The following is a 17,326-nucleotide window of genomic DNA, read 5'->3' on the forward strand; positions in this document are numbered from 1 at the left end:
CATTGTAAGTTTTCTCCTCTAAGTAAATTACATTTACAATATCTTAACATTTATATAGTGTAATAACTATTTTAAGTTCAATTTGTATTTAAGAGGAACAACAATCCTCTATTATTGGAAAAACACGCTGAAATTCAAATTAGCGGAACGTGAATCCTCTATTTGAGCAAAATTAGACTTTTAGAGGCAGAAGTAAGAAAATAGAGCATCCTCGTTCCCTCTCCCGAAAAACAGTACCTTGAAAACAAAAAAGCCCAAGAAGAGAACACACTCTTCTTGGGCTTCTTTGCCACACTCTTCCCAGGCTTTCCCGTTAAATCCGAAACCGATATCCCGCTCCCCAGATCGTCTCAATGTATTGCGGGTTGGACGGATCTAGCTCGATTTTCTCGCGCAGCTTGCGGATATGAACGGTCACTGTCGCGATTTCTCCCATGGCGTCCATTCCCCATAGGAGGTCAAAAAGCTGCTCTTTGCTGTACACCCGATTCGGATTCATCGCGAGATGGGTGAGCAGATCGAATTCTTTCGTCGTGAAGACGACTTCTTTCTCGTTTACAAAAACACGGCGCGCGGTTTTATCAATCATCAAGCCGCGGATGCGGACTTCATCATTCCGCGTTTCGCGCCGTCCCATCAGCCGTTCGTAGCGGGCTAGATGGGCTTTGACTCTGGCCACCAGCTCGCTGGGGCTGAAGGGCTTGATCATGTAATCGTCAGCGCCGAGGCCGAGGCCGCGGATTTTATCGATGTCTTCCTTTTTAGCGGAAACCATTACGATGGGAATGTCCTTCTCACTGCGAATACGGCGGCAGATTTCGAAGCCATCCACCTTCGGCAGCATCAGGTCGAGAATAATGAGATCATACTCCGTGGAGAGGGCTCGCTCCAGCCCCTTGTCCCCGCTATTTTCGATATCGACTTCGTAGCCGCTGATCTCCAAATAATCCCGCTCCAGCTCGGCAATACTTTGCTCGTCTTCAATAATTAAGATTCGACTCATCCTTCGCTCTCCCCCTGCTGACTAAGCGGTAATGCCATGTACACGGTCGTTCCCCGTCCAATGATGCTGGTTGCGCTGATTCTCCCGCCGTGCTCTTCCATAATTTGTTTGGCTATCGCCAGTCCAAGCCCGCTTCCTCCGGTAGCTGTGTTACGTGAAGGATCTGCCCGGTAAAACCGATCAAAAATATGAGGAAGCGACTCTTCCGATATGCCTTGACCTCTATCTTTTATTTGAATGACGGCATAGCCGTCTATCTCTCTCAACGTTAAGGTAATGTGACATTTGCCTTCTTCACTATATTTTATCGCATTTTCGATAATATTGAGCAGTACGCGTCTGAGCTTGTCACGATCTGCTGTCACATACAGCGGTGACTTCGGCAGCTCGGTGAGCGCGAACTGAACCCCTTTTTTCTCCATATCGAACTGCAATTCCTGCGCGCAATCCAACACGTATTGTCCGAGATCAACCTTCTCGAATTGAAAGGGTACTTTGCCCAAATCCAGCTTGGAGAACAGAAATAGTTCATCAATGAGCCGGTCCATATCAGCTGCTTTATTATAGATGGTTCGAATGTACCGATCCAGCTTGTCTGGGGAATTCGATACACCGTCCATAATCCCCTCGACATATCCTTTAATGGCCGTAACCGGCGTCTTGAGATCGTGGGAAATATTCGAAATAAGCTCCTTGCGGTTCTCTTCATATTGAAGCTGAACTTCCACGGATTTCTTGAGCTTACGACGCATTTCTTCAAATGCCGTACTAAGCTCACCAATTTCATCATCGGAATGAGGTACAATCTCAAAGTCGAGATTGCCTTCCTTGATTTCCTCCGCCGCACGTTTAAGCGCTCTTAGAGGCCTAATAATACTGCGAGAAACGAAGTATGTCAGTACACCATTCGTCAATACGAGAATGAGAATGAACGTCACAATGACGGATTTGGAAAATTGGTGAAGATACTTTTGAAAGGGACCGCCATCCAGAAAAACGAAGACAGAGCCTTTACTATGATCTGAAAATAAAAAATCCTGCTGCCTAGTTATCCACAGGGAACCTTGATTACGCTGAAATTGCCCGGATGATGTGCCAAATGAAGGCAGCTTGGAGGTATCCTCAGCCTCACCCTGCTTAATATACGGTGAAACGTACGTAATCTCTTTATCCTTCCGGATGATGATACCCATATTAATTTTGTGGAATTTGGCCTCCAGATCTTTCACGAATGCGGGATCCAGAAAAACATCCGGTTCCGTATCCGTCTTCGCTTTCATATAAGCGACATTTTCCAGCTCTTGATCGACAACACGTTTGATCGGATTGCCTTGGGAGAAATCGACCTGAAAGACGGACTTCAGATTCCCAAACGTTGCGACGCTGATTAAGATCACGGCTAGCACGGAGAGCACTAGTGGTACAAGCAGCATAGCTATATAGGAAAGTACCAGCCGTAAACGAATCGACATCCGGATCAAATCTCCTTTTTATCAAACAAATAAAATCCTGCTGTAAAAAATAATATACTACACGCCATCAAAAACATAAAGATACTGCTCATTTTGCCAACTGCCATCGAACTTCCAATCCAGAGCATATGCCAATCTGTGTAGGCTGTTGGTGAGTAAGTTGCAATTTGCGGTATGAAAAAAGCGGCTACTTTAAACGCCAAATAAAGAAGAATGCTCACGGTCAATGCGGAGCTGCTGCTGGAGAAAAACTGCGCAAGAAACACGGCTGCAATACTGAGCACAAGCAGAGGAACGAATGCCGAGCCATAGGCGAGAAACCACGTAATGACTGTACGACCGCCTCCGAAATGTTGGAAAAATAAAGCAGACAGGATCGAAGCCAGCAAGGCTGCGATTAAATACAGCGCAATGTACACACCCAGTGCAATTTGCTTAGATGCGAAAACTTTAAACCGAGTGATGGGCCGAGTGAGCGTATTCTTCATCGTGCGTTCACCCATTTCACCAGCGAATACATCCGCGGCTCCCATGAACACGAACAAAGGCAAGAATATACTTGTAAACAATCCGAGCATGACAATAGGGAAATCACCCGATGCTATGGCACCGATGCCGATGCCGCTTTGAAAGCGCGCAAGCAATAAGCCTGCAATGACCGGAAGAAGCAGCGTAACAACTAAGAAGAAAATGGTTTTCTTCTTCGATGCGAGTTTGATCGTTTCGTTCCAAACGTTGGCGGTTAAGCTATGCATGGGCCGTGAGCCTCCTGACTTCCTTGATTTCGCGCAGGTATGCTTCTTCCAGCGTCGCGCTGTCTTTGGCTAATTCAGAGATGAGTCCCTCACGAACAAGCCGTCCTTGATGAATGATGCCCATACGATTGCACATCAGTTCCATTTCATGAATGAGATGGCTGGAGATGAGGAAGGTAATTCGCTCTTCACGCGCTAAGTACATAATGATTTCCCGAATATGAACCATCCCTTCAATATCGAGCCCATTGGTCGGTTCATCGAGAATAAGCAGTTCAGGCTTCGACAGCATCGCTGCCGCCAGTCCGAGCCGCTGCTTCATGCCCAGTGAGTAGCCCGCAACCTTTTCGTGCTGAAAAGGGGTGAGTCCGACGATCTCCAGCACTTCGTCCACTCGCTGCTTGCCGATCCCAGGATAAAAGCGCGCCGCCAGCTCCAGATTCCGCTTGCCGCTCATATAGGTGTAAGCTTCCGCTGTTTCAATCAGCACGCCAACCTTGGCCATTGCCTGCTCATATTGCGTAGACACATCATGACCGAACAGCTTTACTTCGCCTTGCTGCGCTTTTGTTAAACCAGTCATGATCTTCATGACCGATGTTTTACCGGCGCCATTGGGTCCGAAGAAGCCATAGATATCGCCTTGCTGCACCGTCATATTCACTTGATGGATGCCGCGCGAATTTTTGTAAATTTTCGTGAGATTCTTAATTTCTACTACCGGTTTCATGAACGGGCCGCCTTTCAGAATGAATGAGGAGGTCAACGATCGTTGAATCCTCCTCTAGTCTTTCTATTAATGTTTCTCTCCCCAGTTTTTGTGGGAATTCTCGTCAAACTTCACATTTTCCACTTGTTTTCCGGTCAAATCAATCGTATCCGGCGTTGTCGAGTTCAGACTAGATAGTGTCATATCCACGCTCAAGACCACATCATGCGCTGCACCTTGAGCATCTTTACCGGAAATATGAATTTGTGCCGTTTGATTCGTAATGTGGTTATCCGCGTCCACGCTAGCGTTCATTTCAACCTCATCCATTTTGATGTCCGTTACAAGCTGAGGCAGGCTGTTCTTGAGTGTTGTTACATCTACACCAAGGGTATCCGCTTTAGCCGGAATTGGACGGTGACTGTTCTCTACAGTGCCGTGTTTAATTACCAGCGAGCCAATCGTGTTCACAACAGGTGAAATCTGACTTCCGGATAGTTTGAAGTGAATGTCCTTCACGTTACCAGGTGCTTCACTCATGGTTACATAGTTCTTAAGGTTTCCAACCAATGCATCGACCACATTCTCCACTTCGCTAATCACTTGCGGGTCAGGTGTATGGCCTACTTGGTCATGTCCTTTGAACTTGCCCGGCATGCCTTCACCTTCCAGCACTTTATACACCTCGGAATCCTCGGTTTTTACAATCTGCTTCCCATCTTGGCTGTAGAAGTGAATGGTTTGCTCATCCGTCCCGCTATTCACTGTGACTACTGCGCTGCCCGCGTGATCGACGCCAGTGCTCTTGATCGTTGATTTCACATTGAGTAATGAAGCTCCATTGTCTTGTAGAGATACGTTCACCTGGCGAGTCACATTCTCCACTGCCGCTGTTTTCTTGAATGCCGATTTGAATGTTTCATACCCGGGAGCGTCTCCCACACCTGCATATACTGAGGTCACTAGCATCATGCTGCCCACCGCAACGCCTAATCCCAACATTGCTAACTTCTTATTCATATCTTATTTCCTCCGCGTATTCATACGCTTTATCTAATTTGGATGCATTCTTCGCTTCCATGTATTCATCTTATCCCCTCTGCATTAACTGCCTCTAAATCACCTATAAACCTTGCCTAAAACAATTCTTAAATTTTTATTAAAAAAAGCCTCCAAAACCGCAAAATCTACGGATGAAGGCTTCTTTTTATGGGTCAATGACTAATACTGCTGCTCTTTTTCTCTCATCTTAAGCATCCCGGAATGGGTTAGGTGGATATCTACTTTTATATCCCCTAATTGATAATCCTCGAGCGGTTTCTCTCCGTTAGTTGTAAGCTTAGACCACTCCGGAAAAGCTTGCTTATATAACACATGCTCGAGCTGATAGATATCCGTATCATGGCTCTTCCCCACCTTGCAGGTTTGCTCGATCTCCTCAGCGATTTGTTTGACGATCTGTTTTTGCAGCGTATCTTCATCAATGTTCTCTAACAATTCGGCAACGACTGCCTTGGCTTCGATATGAATATCGAATAAGGGTTGATCACCTTTCATTCGAGGGGTAATGCGGGCCTTAGGCTTCTGTATAGTAACAGATAGTTTAGCCTTCCCGTTTATATAAACGACCAGAGGTGTACGGGCAGTGGTCTTCTCTAACCAACGCGCACCTTTGAACTCCTCCTCTGACAGCCATTCCACATGATTTTGTTTAGCAATCGCATAGACACCGCTTACTTCTAATTTAGGATCTGGTTTCTCATTTTTCACCCACACATCCTTACGAATAGCTAAAGTGGGCATCATCACCGTGTTCCCAGGTTCTCTAGTTAGAGCAGAAAACCTGTACAATTTGAGCGGACGAATATAAGCTCGTTGATGGTAACTTTCTTCAGGTTGCAGAAGAATAGAGGCCAAAGGAGAGACATTGAAAAAAGGAATGACCGAAAAAATCGTCTCTATCGGCTCATCGGTACTATAAACCCATGGGGTAAACCTTGTTTCCCCATAGCGTACTGAACTGTCCGTAAAATTACCTACACCTTGCTTTAGAGCCTCTCTTGTAAAAACATAAGCACCCACATGCCCCCAAAAGGCTCGCTGCTGTATGGTTCTGTACAAACGGGCGAAAGCCGCATTAGCCGTGTCTCCCTCCTCTTGTCCAACCCAAATCATAGGTGGTGATCCTGATTTACCACCCTCCTGTTTAGCCACGGTAGAGAAGTCTAACATTTGACAATACACAATATAGCGCCCTTTTTGATAATCAAAGCCCATCGCTGTAATATAATTCGTATCTTGGATTGTCTTCATATCCCAACAGCCTGATTGACTAACCAGAAGCAGTATTCCGATGGCTAGTCGTCCTAAACCTTTCGTTATCATGAGGATTCCTCGCCTTGGCGTGTGTCATCCTTCGTATTCAATGCCTTCGGTCTTCGCTTTATTTTGCTCCACGGCTTGGCCAGTAAGGAAGGAATGATATCTCTGAACTGAGGCGGCGACATGGGAGATAAGTAAGGAACACCGAATGATTCTAATGTAGATAAATATAAAATGAGCCCCATGAGGGATACCATAAAACCGTAAATTCCGAAAATCGTGGAAACCATCAAAATCATGATCCGCAGCACCGTAATCGTTCCCGCAAGTGATTGATTCACTAAGGTGTACATCGATATCGTGGAAATGGAGGTTACTACTAATGTTGTAGGACTCGTGATTCCCGCGCGTATCGCGGCATCCCCAACAATTAGCCCACCGACAACAGTAACGGTTTGTCCTACCACCTTAGGCAGCCGTGCTCCCGCTTCACGGAACAATTCGAACAGCAGCAGCATGATGATAAAATCCATCGGTCCTGATAAGGGTAATCCCAGTCTGGAAGTTGAGATGGTGGCTACTAAAGGATACGGGATTTGATCCAGATTAAAAGCAGAAAGTGAAATCCAAAAACCAGGCAATAAGGCTGAAACGACCAACCCGCCCAAACGTAAGATACGTTCGAATGCTACATAATAGTAGGGGGTGTGCACATCTTCGGGAGATTTTAATATATACATCAGATTCGCTGGCGCAATAAGAACCATAGGGGAACCATCGACCATGATCGCGAATCTTCCTCGCAGCAGGCTGTCCGCAACAAAATCGGGTCTTCCCGCATAATTCAAAAGGGGAAATAACGGATACTTGCTTCCACATAAAACTTCCTCTAATTGAGAGCTGCTAATCAGGGCATCAACGTTAATAGCTTGAAGCCGCTGCTTTGCTTCCTGGAGTACATTAGCATTTATTACATCGTCTATATAGAGAAGAGCAACAGAGGTGTTGCTTCTCGTCCCGATTTGCATTTTTTCACAGCAAAGACTGCGCGTCAGCAAGCGTTTACGAACCAGCGCGATATTCATAATGACGCTTTCTGTGAACGCATCTCTTGGACCTTTGATGGATGTCTCCGTACTTGATTCCTCTGGTGATCGGTTGGGCGGCGCAGCAATATCCAGTGCATACAGTAATTGCGTCTCTTCAAAAAACAAGATAAGCGATCCAGCATACAAAGAAATCGTCATCGACTCTAAGGCATCCGTACCCGTAATTTCATGCAATTGAAGCATCGTATTCACATCTAGCTTAGAGGCGTTAACATCAACTTGATTTTTGAATAGACCTTCAAGTTTAGGCAGTACAAGATTCTCGATATGATCCATATTGATCATACCTTCACAGTACATGAGCAGCACTCGCCCCTTCGGATGAGCTTCCGATAATCGGTAAGATTTCACGATGACATCATCTGACAATGCAAACCAATCTCGTAAATCTTGCTCATTCATTAGGCATTCTTCTCCTTTCGTTTCCCCGGCAGGATAGACATCACAAGTAAGACTAGCAGCAAGCCTAAGCCTATTCCAAACATAATGGGATAATATCTATTTTGAAGCATATGCACCATCTGGTTGTCTGTAATTGGGTACATGCTCACCACTAGGAACAACAAGCTAATCCCTAGCAGAGTTAGGGTCCGTGTGCGCTTCTTTTGGATACCAATCACATCCACGCTAAGAAACATGAGCATCGACGTCCGGACACAAGCCCCTGATATCCATTGAAAAATAGATAAGAAATCCAAATGGGAAATATATTTCCCCAAAGTAACCATACGCCATTGTTCAAAAGCTGGATATCTTAAATCAGCGGCTTCAAAGGGGCCAAATATGGCAATGCAGCCCGTTAACGGTCCGATGGTAAGTCCGATCACACATGCCGCAAGAATTAATAAAGCCGACAGACGGATGCGCGTATCGACATGATGCTGGAGGAATACGATAGCTAGCAGCTCGAAGGAGGCGCCGCAAGTAAGCATGATGGATGTAAGTGTAGGTCCATAACCATGTGTAAATAAAGGTATAAGCAAACTGTAGTCTTTATACTGGAAATTAGTTCCCATTACAAAATACCCAAGAAGAACGACAGCCGGCAGTAGAATACCTGCGGTGATCGCAATCGCTCGCAACCCTGATCTCGCTGCGAAGAAGCAAAAGACTATAAACAGAAGACTGATCATGAAAGGCGGTGTCCGAGGTAAATAGGTCACATGTGTCCATGTCACCATATCTTTTATAGTTATAATGGCATTTACAAAACAAATAGCAATGAGACCTAGTTTGAATGGAAAAACAGTCACTTTCCCGAATTTCCGTTTGATCCACTCCATCATATACTGCTGTTTCGTACGTTTAACAACGATATACAGCAGACATACCCATATAAGCAAAGGAATCAGGGAGACCGCTGCGCCGAACCAGGAATCACGCTTACCGAAATGCAGCAATACCGGAATTAATAAGACATGGTTCGTAATGCCAATGGAGAGGATTAAGATAAAATATAATTGAAGCGCGGTAATTTTTTTGGTTCCAGACATAAGCTATTCTCCCGCATTGGTAGTAGGTGGAAACATTTTATAGGTTAAGATTTCCTATTCATGTGGATTTATGCGGTGCGACAAATTGGATTTAGACGCATAGCGAAATTAGGTATTCCATCGATTGCAAAAAAAGAAGAGAGGGTGTAAATTTAATGCATAATTACATAGTATGGGAGCTTGATGAAGGGGTGAGGTAAAAGGAATGTTTACAGAAGAAGAAAAGGAAGGCTTGTATAAGAGCATTTATACCAGAAGAGATGTACGAACATTTTTATCAGATCCTATCCCGGAAGAAACGATAATGAAATTGCTAAATGCAGCGCATCATGGTCCTTCCGTGGGATTCATGCAGCCTTGGAATTTTATATTAATTTCTACGGATAAAATAAAAGAGCGTTTGGCTTGGGCGGCAGATAAAGAGAGACGTGCTTTGGCCATTCATTACGAAGATACACGCCAAGACGAGTTTCTAAATCTCAAAATCGAGGGCATCAAGCAGGCCCCTATTACGATTTGTGTTACTTGTGACCCAACACGCGGCGGTTCTCATGTGCTAGGAAGAAATTCTATACCAGAAACCGATATCATGTCTGTTGCCTGTGCAATTCAAAACATGTGGTTAGCGGCATGCGCAGAGGGATTAGCCATGGGCTGGGTAAGCTTCTATAAGAAAAATGATGTGCGAGATATCCTGGGGATACCTCCTCATATTGATCCGGCAGCTTTGCTATCTATCGGATTTACAGAAAATTATCCAGAGAAGCCCATTTTGGAGACAGCCAATTGGGAAAAACGCAGGAGCCTGACTAATCTGATTTTCAGCGAGACTTGGGGACAGGTAAAAAGTTGACAACAAGAAAGCCGCCCTCCTATTTATCGGAGGGCGGCTTCGTGCATCCTATTTATAGATTAGAATGTTGCAAGAATGATGACCAACAGAATGTACAGTACCAATACAACAGCTGTGTTAGAATATCCAACGCCTGACATGGTTATTCCTCCCTTCTGCCCGCTAACCCTTTTCTTTGTTGTTGCTCGACATATCTTATGTCGGGCGGGGCAGATGTGTATGGACGAATAACTATTTGTTCAGGAGAAAAGGTGTCAATTCACCTAGATAGAACACGTCTAGGTGATGAAGGGCACGGGTACAAGCGGTGTAAAACAGCTTGCGTTCCTTCGCTTCCGCGTAGACAGCCGCCCCGGCATCGTAGAGAATTACCGCGTCGAACTCGAGCCCTTTGGCGAGGTACGCCGGCAGGATCATGACGCCTGCCTCATAGTGCAGCGTCTCTTTGGTGATCCGCGCGAGTCCGGGCAGCAGCGGCTTCAGGCTAGCGTGCGCGCGGCGCGTCTCGCGCTCGGTCTTGCAAATGATCGCGACGGAGCTTGCGCCGCCGTCGCGTCTGGCTATTGCCGCCTCAGCCACGAGGCGGCTGAGGCGGCCATCGTCCGCCGCGCGCAGCACACGCGGCGCCTCGCCGCTGCGGCTGAACGGCTCGATCGGCTCGCCGCCAGGCAGCACGCGACTAGCGAAATCGACGATCTCGCGCGTCGAGCGGTAGCTCTTGACGAGGCGGATCGTCTCCGTCTCGTCTTCCTTCATCAGCTCGCTAATGGAGCTGTACTCGCTCGTTTGCCCCTCGCTCTCCGTACTGCTGCTCGCATTTGCGTGCGTGAAGATCCCTTGATTCCAGTCCCCGAGCAGAGTAAACCGAGCACGCGGAAACAGCTTCTTCAAGTACGCATAGTGAAACGGCGAGTAATCCTGCGCCTCATCCACGAGACAATAACGGATGGTACCTACGCGCAGTTGGCCCTCAACAAGGCCTTTCAAATAGACAAGTGGTGTCGCATCTTCGTAATGCAGCATTCCCCTAGCAAGCGCGTCAGCTGTAAAAGCGCTGATCGTATCCCAAGCAGCGGGTAAGCGCTGCCCCTCATCGTGCATGAGCTCTTGATGCAGCTCACTATTTGTATAAAGATCTTGATACATCCCGAGCACGTCCACATAAGCGAGCTTCCGCGCCTTCTCCTTAAGAGGAGCTATCGCTTTATACGCTTTGACCTTGCTCATCTTTTTCATTTCTGGCTCGGTGCCCACATATTTCGGCTCCCGCACCATTTTACGATAAAACCTCTTCTGCACATCCGCTTGAAACTCATCCAGCTTCTCCAGCATCCACTCCGATAATTGCTCCATCCGTTCGCCCAGAGCAAGAATGGAGGATTTGCTGTAAAACCGTTCGCTAAGCTCATCGGCGGTAATCAACACTTTCTTGCCTACCGATAAATCTTGGAAGCGGATTCCACTATTTTTCAGCTTCTCTCCATAGGCCTCAATGACACTGAGAAATGCAGCGGACGTTTTGTAATGAATGCTTTGCAGCCGCGCTGCGTAAGCGGGATTTTGATCTGTTCCCGTAAGGATGAACTCCAATTGATCGTAAGGATCTTCCAACGTCAAACCCGTGTCGCTTAATTTATGTGTTAAATAGTCTTGGAACGTCGTCTGCTGCATGGTAGCTTCGCCAAGCTCCGGCAGTACGTGAGAGACGTAGTCGCTGAACAGGGAGTTCGGCGAAAATAAAATCATATTGTCGGCGCTTAGCGTCGTCCGATATTTGTAAAGCAGATACGCGATGCGCTGCAGCGCGACGGAGGTTTTGCCGCTGCCGGCCGCCCCCTGCACGACGAGCACCTTGTGCCGATCATCGCGGATAATCTGGTTCTGCTCGCGCTGGATCGTCGTGACGATACTGTGCATCTTCTCGTCGGCGCTGCGGCTCAGCATCATCTGAAGCATCTCGTCACCGATGGAGATCCCCGTATCGAACACGTCCTGCAGCACGCCGGCCTTGATGATGTACTGGCGCTTGAGCATCAGCTCGCCGCTGACATCCATCTCCGGTGTCCGATACGTCGCCGGACCCGGCGGGTAGTCATAGAACAGGCTGGCTATGGGCGCACGCCAGTCATAGATAAGAATTTCATCTGTTTTGGCATCGATGAAGGACGTCAATCCGATGTAAATCTTCTCGCGCTCCTGCTCACCGCGTTCCTTGAAATCAATGCGGCTGAAATACGGCGCATCGACGACTCGCTGCAGCTTGCGCAGGGCATCCTGTGCCAAGCGATAGCTGCGTTCTTGGCCCTGCAGCACGTGCTCCTGCTGGGCCATACTTGCTGCCGTCTCAATCAAATCATCCGCATTATCCGCATTGACCGAGATATCATCCCAGAAGCTGCGGCCAATCGCTGTCGCTTCCGACCGGCGTTCATCCACCGTTTGGCGCAGCTCTTCTATTCGCTGCTGTATATTAGTACGTACAGAGGCAACGCGCTGCGTTTCCCTCTCCCGCTCTTCGTTCTCTATAGGCATACGGTCTCACTCCACTTCTTTCTATTTATATACACCGTGGATCACCTCTTCAAACTCAGGCTCTTCCATGTGTACGTCATCCATATCGCCCCAGCTGCTGACGATTCGCAGCACTTCCATCGCCTTCAGCTCCTGGCGGTTGCAAGCAATCGTGAGACAATTCGCTTCTTGCTCCACCACGCGAAACGGAAGCTCCCAGTTAGCAGGAACTTGGATTTCACCTCGATAAGTGACCTTCATCATCGTTGGTAAGCCAATACGGTCCCGCAGCTCATCGATCGAGCCGTCGTAGCCGATTTGCCCATGGTTGATCACGATGACTCGTTTACACAATTGCTCGATATCATCCATATCATGCGTAGTCAGCAGAATCGTCTTGCCGAAATCTCGATTTAATGTCTGAAGAAAGCCGCGAATGTTCCGCTTGGCGACAACATCCAACCCAATGGTCGGCTCATCCAGAAACAAAATATCCGGATCATGCAGCATAGAAGCCGCCAAATCGGCGCGCATCCGCTGACCAAGAGACAGCTTCCGGACAGGCGTGTCCATCAGCTCCTTCAGTTCAAGAAGCTCAGTCAATTCGCCTAATCTGCGGCGGGCGGTGCTTTCCTCTACCCGATACATCGCAGTAAGAATTTCATAGGAATCCTTAACCGGCAGATCCCACCACAGCTGACTGCGCTGACCGAATACAACGCCAAGCTGCCTTACGACTCGTCTTCGATGCTTCTGAGGACTATAACCGTGAATCAGCACCTCGCCGGAGGTTGGGTGAAGAATGCCGGTGAGCATTTTGATCGTCGTCGACTTCCCCGCTCCATTAGGTCCAATATACCCGACGAACTCGCCAGTTTCAATCTCGAAGCTTACATCGCGTACCGCTTCCTTCTCTTTATAGGCTCTTGAGAACAAAGTTCGAATACCAGAGAACCTGCCTTCTTTGACTAGCGGAGTTTGAAAGGTTTTGCGCAAATTCGTTACGGTTATCATGTTTCTTGTGATCCCTCCTTGTATAAAGCTGCAGATTAACTTCCTGTGCTTTGATAGCGAGATAGTCCTAGCTTCCAGAAGCGCATGGCCAACCAGAGCGCGGCGAATGAAACTGCAATAGTTCCTAGCAGCATCCCTATGCCGCCTTGATGTCTCAGCAAATATAAAGTAGGTATGTAATTGACGAATCCTACCGGAACGAGCACCAATAGCGCACCTTGCAGCCACTTCGGATACAAGGTTAGCGGATAGCGCGCCGCGGTTTGGGAAGCGTCTTCGGTCATATTTTGCAGGGATTCGATCCGAGTCAGCCAGAATCCGGCAGCCGCTGTCGCTAAACCAATGGCGAATAAAATAATAGCACCTGTTATGATAATTAACACCGTTAAAGGAACGGCTGACCATTCGATTTGTCCAGTAGCCATTAAAGCTTTCATAGAGATAAAAAGTAAGATGATGCCTTGCCCTGCTTCGGCAAATAATAGACGTGAATTTTGCGTCATCAGCGCTAGCAGCACCGGTACAGGCCGTGTGAGAAGCGCATCCAGATCACCGGAAACGAGATATTTCTCTAGATGATGCACATCGGAAGCCAGCGTGCGATAAATCGCTTTGGATATCATCATAACCCCGTACAGATAACACACCTCATAGAGTGTCCAGCCTTTGATATTGCCAAAACGCATCATCACTAGCGCCACCATCAGAAATTCTGAGATATGTACAAAGGACGCCATCACGGTCGAAAAAAAGAAATTAAACTTATACTGCATTCGGCTGCGCAAGCTCGCCTTGATCAGCAGCATATAGAGCCTTACTGACATCATCCGCCCTGCACCTCCAGCTTTCTGCGTACCCCCTTCGTAACCGCCAGACAGACACAAGTAAACCCGATGCCCCATAGAAGAGCGCCGAGCACAACAGTTCCTTGTTCTAGCTGCATGTAGATACGAGTTGGGTAATAAAGTAGATAGGGATATGGTGTGTAAAAGCTAATCGTGCGGAGCCAACCTGGCAACCATTCTAGAGGAATGAAAAAGCCGGAGAGCAACGTACTGAAGGAATAATTGACCCAATAAAACCAACGTGACTCTGTGGTCCACAAAGCTGCAACGCCTATCAAATAATTCGTGCAAATGGAGATATATGCCGCCAGGACAAGTGCTATCGCTGTCCAGCCATAAACCGAAGCGTGATGTGGAAGCTGTAAGGAGAAAATGAAGTAGTAGAGGGTATAAATCGGGATAAATTTATAAAGAAACTGATAAAATACCTGGCCCCATTCCCGGCTCATCGCCTGATAGAATAAGTGTACCGGCCGCATGAGATCGACCGCGATTTGCCCGGTGCGGACCGATTGCTCGAGCCCGAGTCCATTCGTCGTGAACTGCGTAATCCAAAGGATCGCTTGGTTAAAAGCAATATAACCTACAATCCCTTTCGCACCGTATTCACCGAGTGACGAATCGCTCCCCAAGCCGGTCCAGATGCTAGCATAAATGAAGCCAAACACCGCACTCACTGCATTGTGCAGCAGATGCGAACCGCGATACTGCAAATTCCTCGCATACGCCTTGCGCGCCAAAACCGCGAAAAGCATAAAACACCTCCTGAGCTGTTTTGATCCTTATCAACTAGCTTTTTTTGCAGCCGCCGCGTAGAGACGGAAGTTTATATTACCAAAAATCCCCTAACCATGGCAATGTTTTTTTTTAATCGCAGATGGTGCCACCACGTATCGATGAAAAACATACTTTCAGCTCAGTTCACATGCGAATCAGCCCCGATTTCGCTTACTTAAGGATGTTTTACATCATTAAAAAGCTGCTGCCTCTCTTTTCCCGCCACGTAACGATGAAAAACATCTTCTCAGCTCACTTCACATGCGAATCAACCCTGATTTCGCTTACTTAAGCATGTTTTTCATCGTTAATAGACAGCCTCCTCTCTTGCATGCACTCTCTCTCCCGCTCCAACACCACCACAAACAAAAAAGTCCCCATCTGTCGCTCAAAGCAACAAAATAGGGACTTCTCTTACTGCGCGCTCACAGGCTTAGCCGACGGGGAATTGCTGCTCACTCCCGCAGCTTGCGGAGGAGCATTTTCATCAAATTCTGCGTTATAACTATCCTGAGTGGCTTTCGTCAAATAGTCATGATCGATATGTTCAGCCAAGTACTGCTTGCCGAAGAGTAAATCGTACTGCACATTCCTGTAGTCATCACGGAGTGCTTGCGCGGATTCAGGGACTGCAGCATGGAGTTCTTGGTTCGCATCAACAACAAGATTACTTAGTAGTCCTGGCACTTGCGCCGCCAATTCGGCATTCAACTTGAAATTAGCTGGTTTTTCCATATGCAGCATATCCAGCACGTGGGCACCAAGGAAGGAATCACTGAGAAGTGGAATGTCTTGCTTCGGCATATCGAAGTTCGACCAAGTCACAAGCGGGATGCTGTGCATCTTCTTCACTTCTTCCAGCGACCAATCATTCGCATTGCTGGTTTGGATGAAGCCTGCTTCTTTATATACTTGATAATCTAATCCCAGCATCGGCAAATGGTCCCCATAGAATACGATCATCGTCGGTTCATCCGATTGCTGGAAGTGATCGATCAGCATCTGCAAGCTTTGATCCGCATCGTGCGCGCCCTGCGCGTATGTTTCAAGAATCGTTTTTGCTTCAGGCGTCAAGTTGCCTTGCGCTTTGAAATGATTTTCTCCGTACCGAGGTTCATCATAGGGTCCGTGATTTTCCATGGTTACCGTGTACATGAACATAGGCTCTTCGGTTTTATCTACTTCATCGATAATGTTCCTAGACACTTCAGCATCCGAGATAAAATAACCCTTCATTTCGGGATTCACGAAATGTTCACTGCTCTTAAAGCTTTCGAAGCCTAACTCCTTATAGACCGAATTACGGTTCCAGAACCAGCCTTCATAGGAGTGAATCCCCATACTTTTGTAGCCCTGATCGGCAAAATAGCTCGCCAAACTCGGTACAGGTTTCGTTATATATTGTTGATACGGAATGGATCCTCCTGGCAGGAAGCTCATCGAGTTCCCCGTTAACACTTCGAATTCCACATTACTGGTACCGCCACCGAATTGGGGGGATAATAGGTATCCGGATGTCGACTCCTTCTGTAAACGGTGGATGGTGGGCACCGGATCTTCACTAAACGTCACATTCGTTAGCAATGTGGGATCCCAGAACGCTTCACTCATAATGAAAATCACGTTCGGCTTCTTCCCTTTTAGAGAATCAGCATCTACGGACTTTTTCAGTCCTGCCTTTTCCTTGCCTACCTCTTGGAGATTCGCTGCAACGGTGGCAATACTCTGATCACTGTACGTTTCTGGCTTTTTAACGATCGAATTTTTGACATTAAGGGTGAAAGCTAGCGCTAGTCCATTATTCGCATAGTTCTCTTTCTGATTCCACACAATTTCGTTGACACCCAAATGGTCAAGAACTTTGCCAGCTAACGGTGTTTTGATCGCAAATGCATATAAGGCATAGAGCGAGAACAGCCCTAAACCAATTCGACTGATGATAGAAAAAGATATGCGCGGGAGTACCCATTTTAATAAAAATACAAGAATGACCGTGATCACCACGGCTCCGATTCGGAAAAGTGCGGCTTTCCCTGTTACGAGCGAAGCGATATCCATACTTTCTTTATTCAGTAAAATATCCCACGGGAAGAAGGGCTCCCCAATCATTTTCACCTTCATATAAGAAATCAATGCTATTAGGCCAAGTACTAAGGTTGCGATAGATCCGGAAATAGCTAATGATCCTACAATTGCATAAACGAAAGCTAGTAAACAGAAGGATAATCCTACATTTAATAGAAAAAAGGATTGGTTAGATGTTATCCATTGGACTGTTTCATGCCAAGAACCACGTTCGAGAAGTTCCATTCCGACAACAGAAAGTAGTGGTAGACACATCATAAATAATAAAAGCGAAATCGTCGCTCCCAGACGGTTTGGTCTCATCTTCTTAGGAAGATGGTTCCGGGGCTTCAAATTCAAGTGCATATTGCATCACTCTCCTCTTGCCCCTATTATAAA

At 47.0% G+C, this 17,326-nt stretch carries 14 protein-coding genes; 1 reads left to right on the forward strand and 13 read right to left on the reverse strand.

Translation table 11 applies throughout. From position 1 onward, the window contains the following. Positions 1-313: 313 nt before the first annotated feature. The 8 genes from ASG93_RS09300 to ASG93_RS09335 form a co-directional block, all read right to left on the reverse strand. Positions 314-1,003, reverse strand: a complete 690-nt coding sequence (locus ASG93_RS09300) for a response regulator transcription factor (RefSeq protein WP_056831103.1) — start codon at positions 1,001-1,003, stop codon at positions 314-316. After that, positions 1,000-2,475: a sensor histidine kinase gene (locus tag ASG93_RS09305; RefSeq protein WP_056831105.1), complete on the reverse strand. Its 1,476-nt coding sequence runs from the start codon at positions 2,473-2,475 to the stop codon at positions 1,000-1,002. The genes ASG93_RS09300 and ASG93_RS09305 overlap by 4 nt, the downstream gene beginning before the upstream one ends. Before the next feature lie 5 nt (positions 2,476-2,480). After that, on the reverse strand, positions 2,481-3,230 hold the full coding sequence (locus ASG93_RS09310; protein WP_056831107.1) for an ABC transporter permease subunit: 750 nt from the start codon (positions 3,228-3,230) through the stop codon (positions 2,481-2,483). After that, positions 3,223-3,960 carry an ABC transporter ATP-binding protein gene (locus tag ASG93_RS09315; protein WP_056831188.1) on the reverse strand — a complete coding sequence of 246 codons (738 nt, stop codon included), beginning with the start codon at positions 3,958-3,960 and terminating at the stop codon, positions 3,223-3,225. Before ASG93_RS09315 ends, ASG93_RS09310 begins: the two co-directional genes overlap by 8 nt. Before the next feature lie 66 nt (positions 3,961-4,026). Continuing rightward, positions 4,027-4,959 (reverse strand): hypothetical protein, encoded by a 933-nt coding sequence (locus ASG93_RS09320; protein WP_056831109.1) that lies wholly within the window; start codon positions 4,957-4,959, stop codon positions 4,027-4,029. A gap of 201 nt (positions 4,960-5,160) precedes the next feature. Next, positions 5,161-6,324, reverse strand: coding sequence for a Ger(x)C family spore germination protein (locus ASG93_RS09325; RefSeq protein ID WP_056831111.1), 1,164 nt, complete (start codon positions 6,322-6,324; stop codon positions 5,161-5,163). Continuing rightward, positions 6,321-7,772: a spore germination protein gene (locus tag ASG93_RS09330; RefSeq protein ID WP_056831113.1), complete on the reverse strand. Its 1,452-nt coding sequence runs from the start codon at positions 7,770-7,772 to the stop codon at positions 6,321-6,323. Before ASG93_RS09330 ends, ASG93_RS09325 begins: the two co-directional genes overlap by 4 nt. After that, a complete protein-coding gene (locus tag ASG93_RS09335) occupies positions 7,772-8,863 on the reverse strand; it encodes an endospore germination permease (protein WP_056831116.1) in 1,092 nt (363 codons plus the stop codon). The genes ASG93_RS09330 and ASG93_RS09335 overlap by 1 nt, the downstream gene beginning before the upstream one ends. Before the next feature lie 205 nt (positions 8,864-9,068). On the opposite strand from ASG93_RS09335, the gene bluB reads away from it, so the two are divergent. Next, on the forward strand, positions 9,069-9,716 hold the full coding sequence (bluB, locus tag ASG93_RS09340) for a 5,6-dimethylbenzimidazole synthase (RefSeq protein ID WP_056831117.1): 648 nt from the start codon (positions 9,069-9,071) through the stop codon (positions 9,714-9,716). A gap of 231 nt (positions 9,717-9,947) precedes the next feature. Here bluB and helD read toward each other — a convergent pair whose 3' ends face one another. The 5 genes from helD to ASG93_RS09365 all read right to left on the reverse strand — a co-directional run bounded on the left by helD (position 9,948) and on the right by ASG93_RS09365 (position 17,293). Next, positions 9,948-12,248, reverse strand: coding sequence for an RNA polymerase recycling motor HelD (helD, locus tag ASG93_RS09345; RefSeq protein WP_056831120.1), 2,301 nt, complete (start codon positions 12,246-12,248; stop codon positions 9,948-9,950). A 21-nt stretch (positions 12,249-12,269) separates the two neighbouring features. Further along, entirely contained in the window at positions 12,270-13,241 is a 972-nt protein-coding gene (locus ASG93_RS09350) for an ATP-binding cassette domain-containing protein (RefSeq protein WP_056831122.1), read from the reverse strand. A gap of 35 nt (positions 13,242-13,276) precedes the next feature. Next, positions 13,277-14,068, reverse strand: coding sequence for an ABC transporter permease (locus ASG93_RS09355; protein ID WP_200984468.1), 792 nt, complete (start codon positions 14,066-14,068; stop codon positions 13,277-13,279). After that, positions 14,065-14,841 (reverse strand): ABC transporter permease, encoded by a 777-nt coding sequence (locus tag ASG93_RS09360; protein ID WP_056831124.1) that lies wholly within the window; start codon positions 14,839-14,841, stop codon positions 14,065-14,067. The genes ASG93_RS09355 and ASG93_RS09360 overlap by 4 nt, the downstream gene beginning before the upstream one ends. A 436-nt stretch (positions 14,842-15,277) precedes the next feature. Beyond that, positions 15,278-17,293, reverse strand: coding sequence for an LTA synthase family protein (locus ASG93_RS09365; protein ID WP_056831127.1), 2,016 nt, complete (start codon positions 17,291-17,293; stop codon positions 15,278-15,280). Between the last annotated feature and the right edge of the window lie 33 nt (positions 17,294-17,326).

It is taken from the genome of Paenibacillus sp. Soil787 (genome assembly GCF_001429545.1).
Lineage (GTDB): Bacteria > Bacillota > Bacilli > Paenibacillales > NBRC-103111 > Paenibacillus_E.

Bases quoted from the DNA above. Each gene is read 5' to 3' on its own strand.
- ASG93_RS09360 (WP_056831124.1), bottom strand. From the start codon at position 14,841: ATGCTTTTCGCGGTTTTGGCGCGCAAGGCGTATGCGAGGAATTTGCAG.
- ASG93_RS09330 (WP_056831113.1), bottom strand. From the start codon at position 7,772: ATGAATGAGCAAGATTTACGAGATTGGTTTGCATTGTCAGATGATGTC.
- helD (WP_056831120.1), bottom strand. From the start codon at position 12,248: ATGCCTATAGAGAACGAAGAGCGGGAGAGGGAAACGCAGCGCGTTGCC.
- ASG93_RS09350 (WP_056831122.1), bottom strand. From the start codon at position 13,241: ATGATAACCGTAACGAATTTGCGCAAAACCTTTCAAACTCCGCTAGTC.
- ASG93_RS09325 (WP_056831111.1), bottom strand. From the start codon at position 6,324: ATGATAACGAAAGGTTTAGGACGACTAGCCATCGGAATACTGCTTCTG.
- ASG93_RS09355 (WP_200984468.1), bottom strand. From the start codon at position 14,068: ATGATGTCAGTAAGGCTCTATATGCTGCTGATCAAGGCGAGCTTGCGC.
- ASG93_RS09335 (WP_056831116.1), bottom strand. From the start codon at position 8,863: ATGTCTGGAACCAAAAAAATTACCGCGCTTCAATTATATTTTATCTTA.
- ASG93_RS09320 (WP_056831109.1), bottom strand. From the start codon at position 4,959: ATGAATAAGAAGTTAGCAATGTTGGGATTAGGCGTTGCGGTGGGCAGC.
- ASG93_RS09315 (WP_056831188.1), bottom strand. From the start codon at position 3,960: ATGAAACCGGTAGTAGAAATTAAGAATCTCACGAAAATTTACAAAAAT.
- ASG93_RS09310 (WP_056831107.1), bottom strand. From the start codon at position 3,230: ATGCATAGCTTAACCGCCAACGTTTGGAACGAAACGATCAAACTCGCA.
- ASG93_RS09365 (WP_056831127.1), bottom strand. From the start codon at position 17,293: ATGCACTTGAATTTGAAGCCCCGGAACCATCTTCCTAAGAAGATGAGA.
- ASG93_RS09300 (WP_056831103.1), bottom strand. From the start codon at position 1,003: ATGAGTCGAATCTTAATTATTGAAGACGAGCAAAGTATTGCCGAGCTG.
- ASG93_RS09305 (WP_056831105.1), bottom strand. From the start codon at position 2,475: ATGTCGATTCGTTTACGGCTGGTACTTTCCTATATAGCTATGCTGCTT.
- bluB (WP_056831117.1), top strand. From the start codon at position 9,069: ATGTTTACAGAAGAAGAAAAGGAAGGCTTGTATAAGAGCATTTATACC.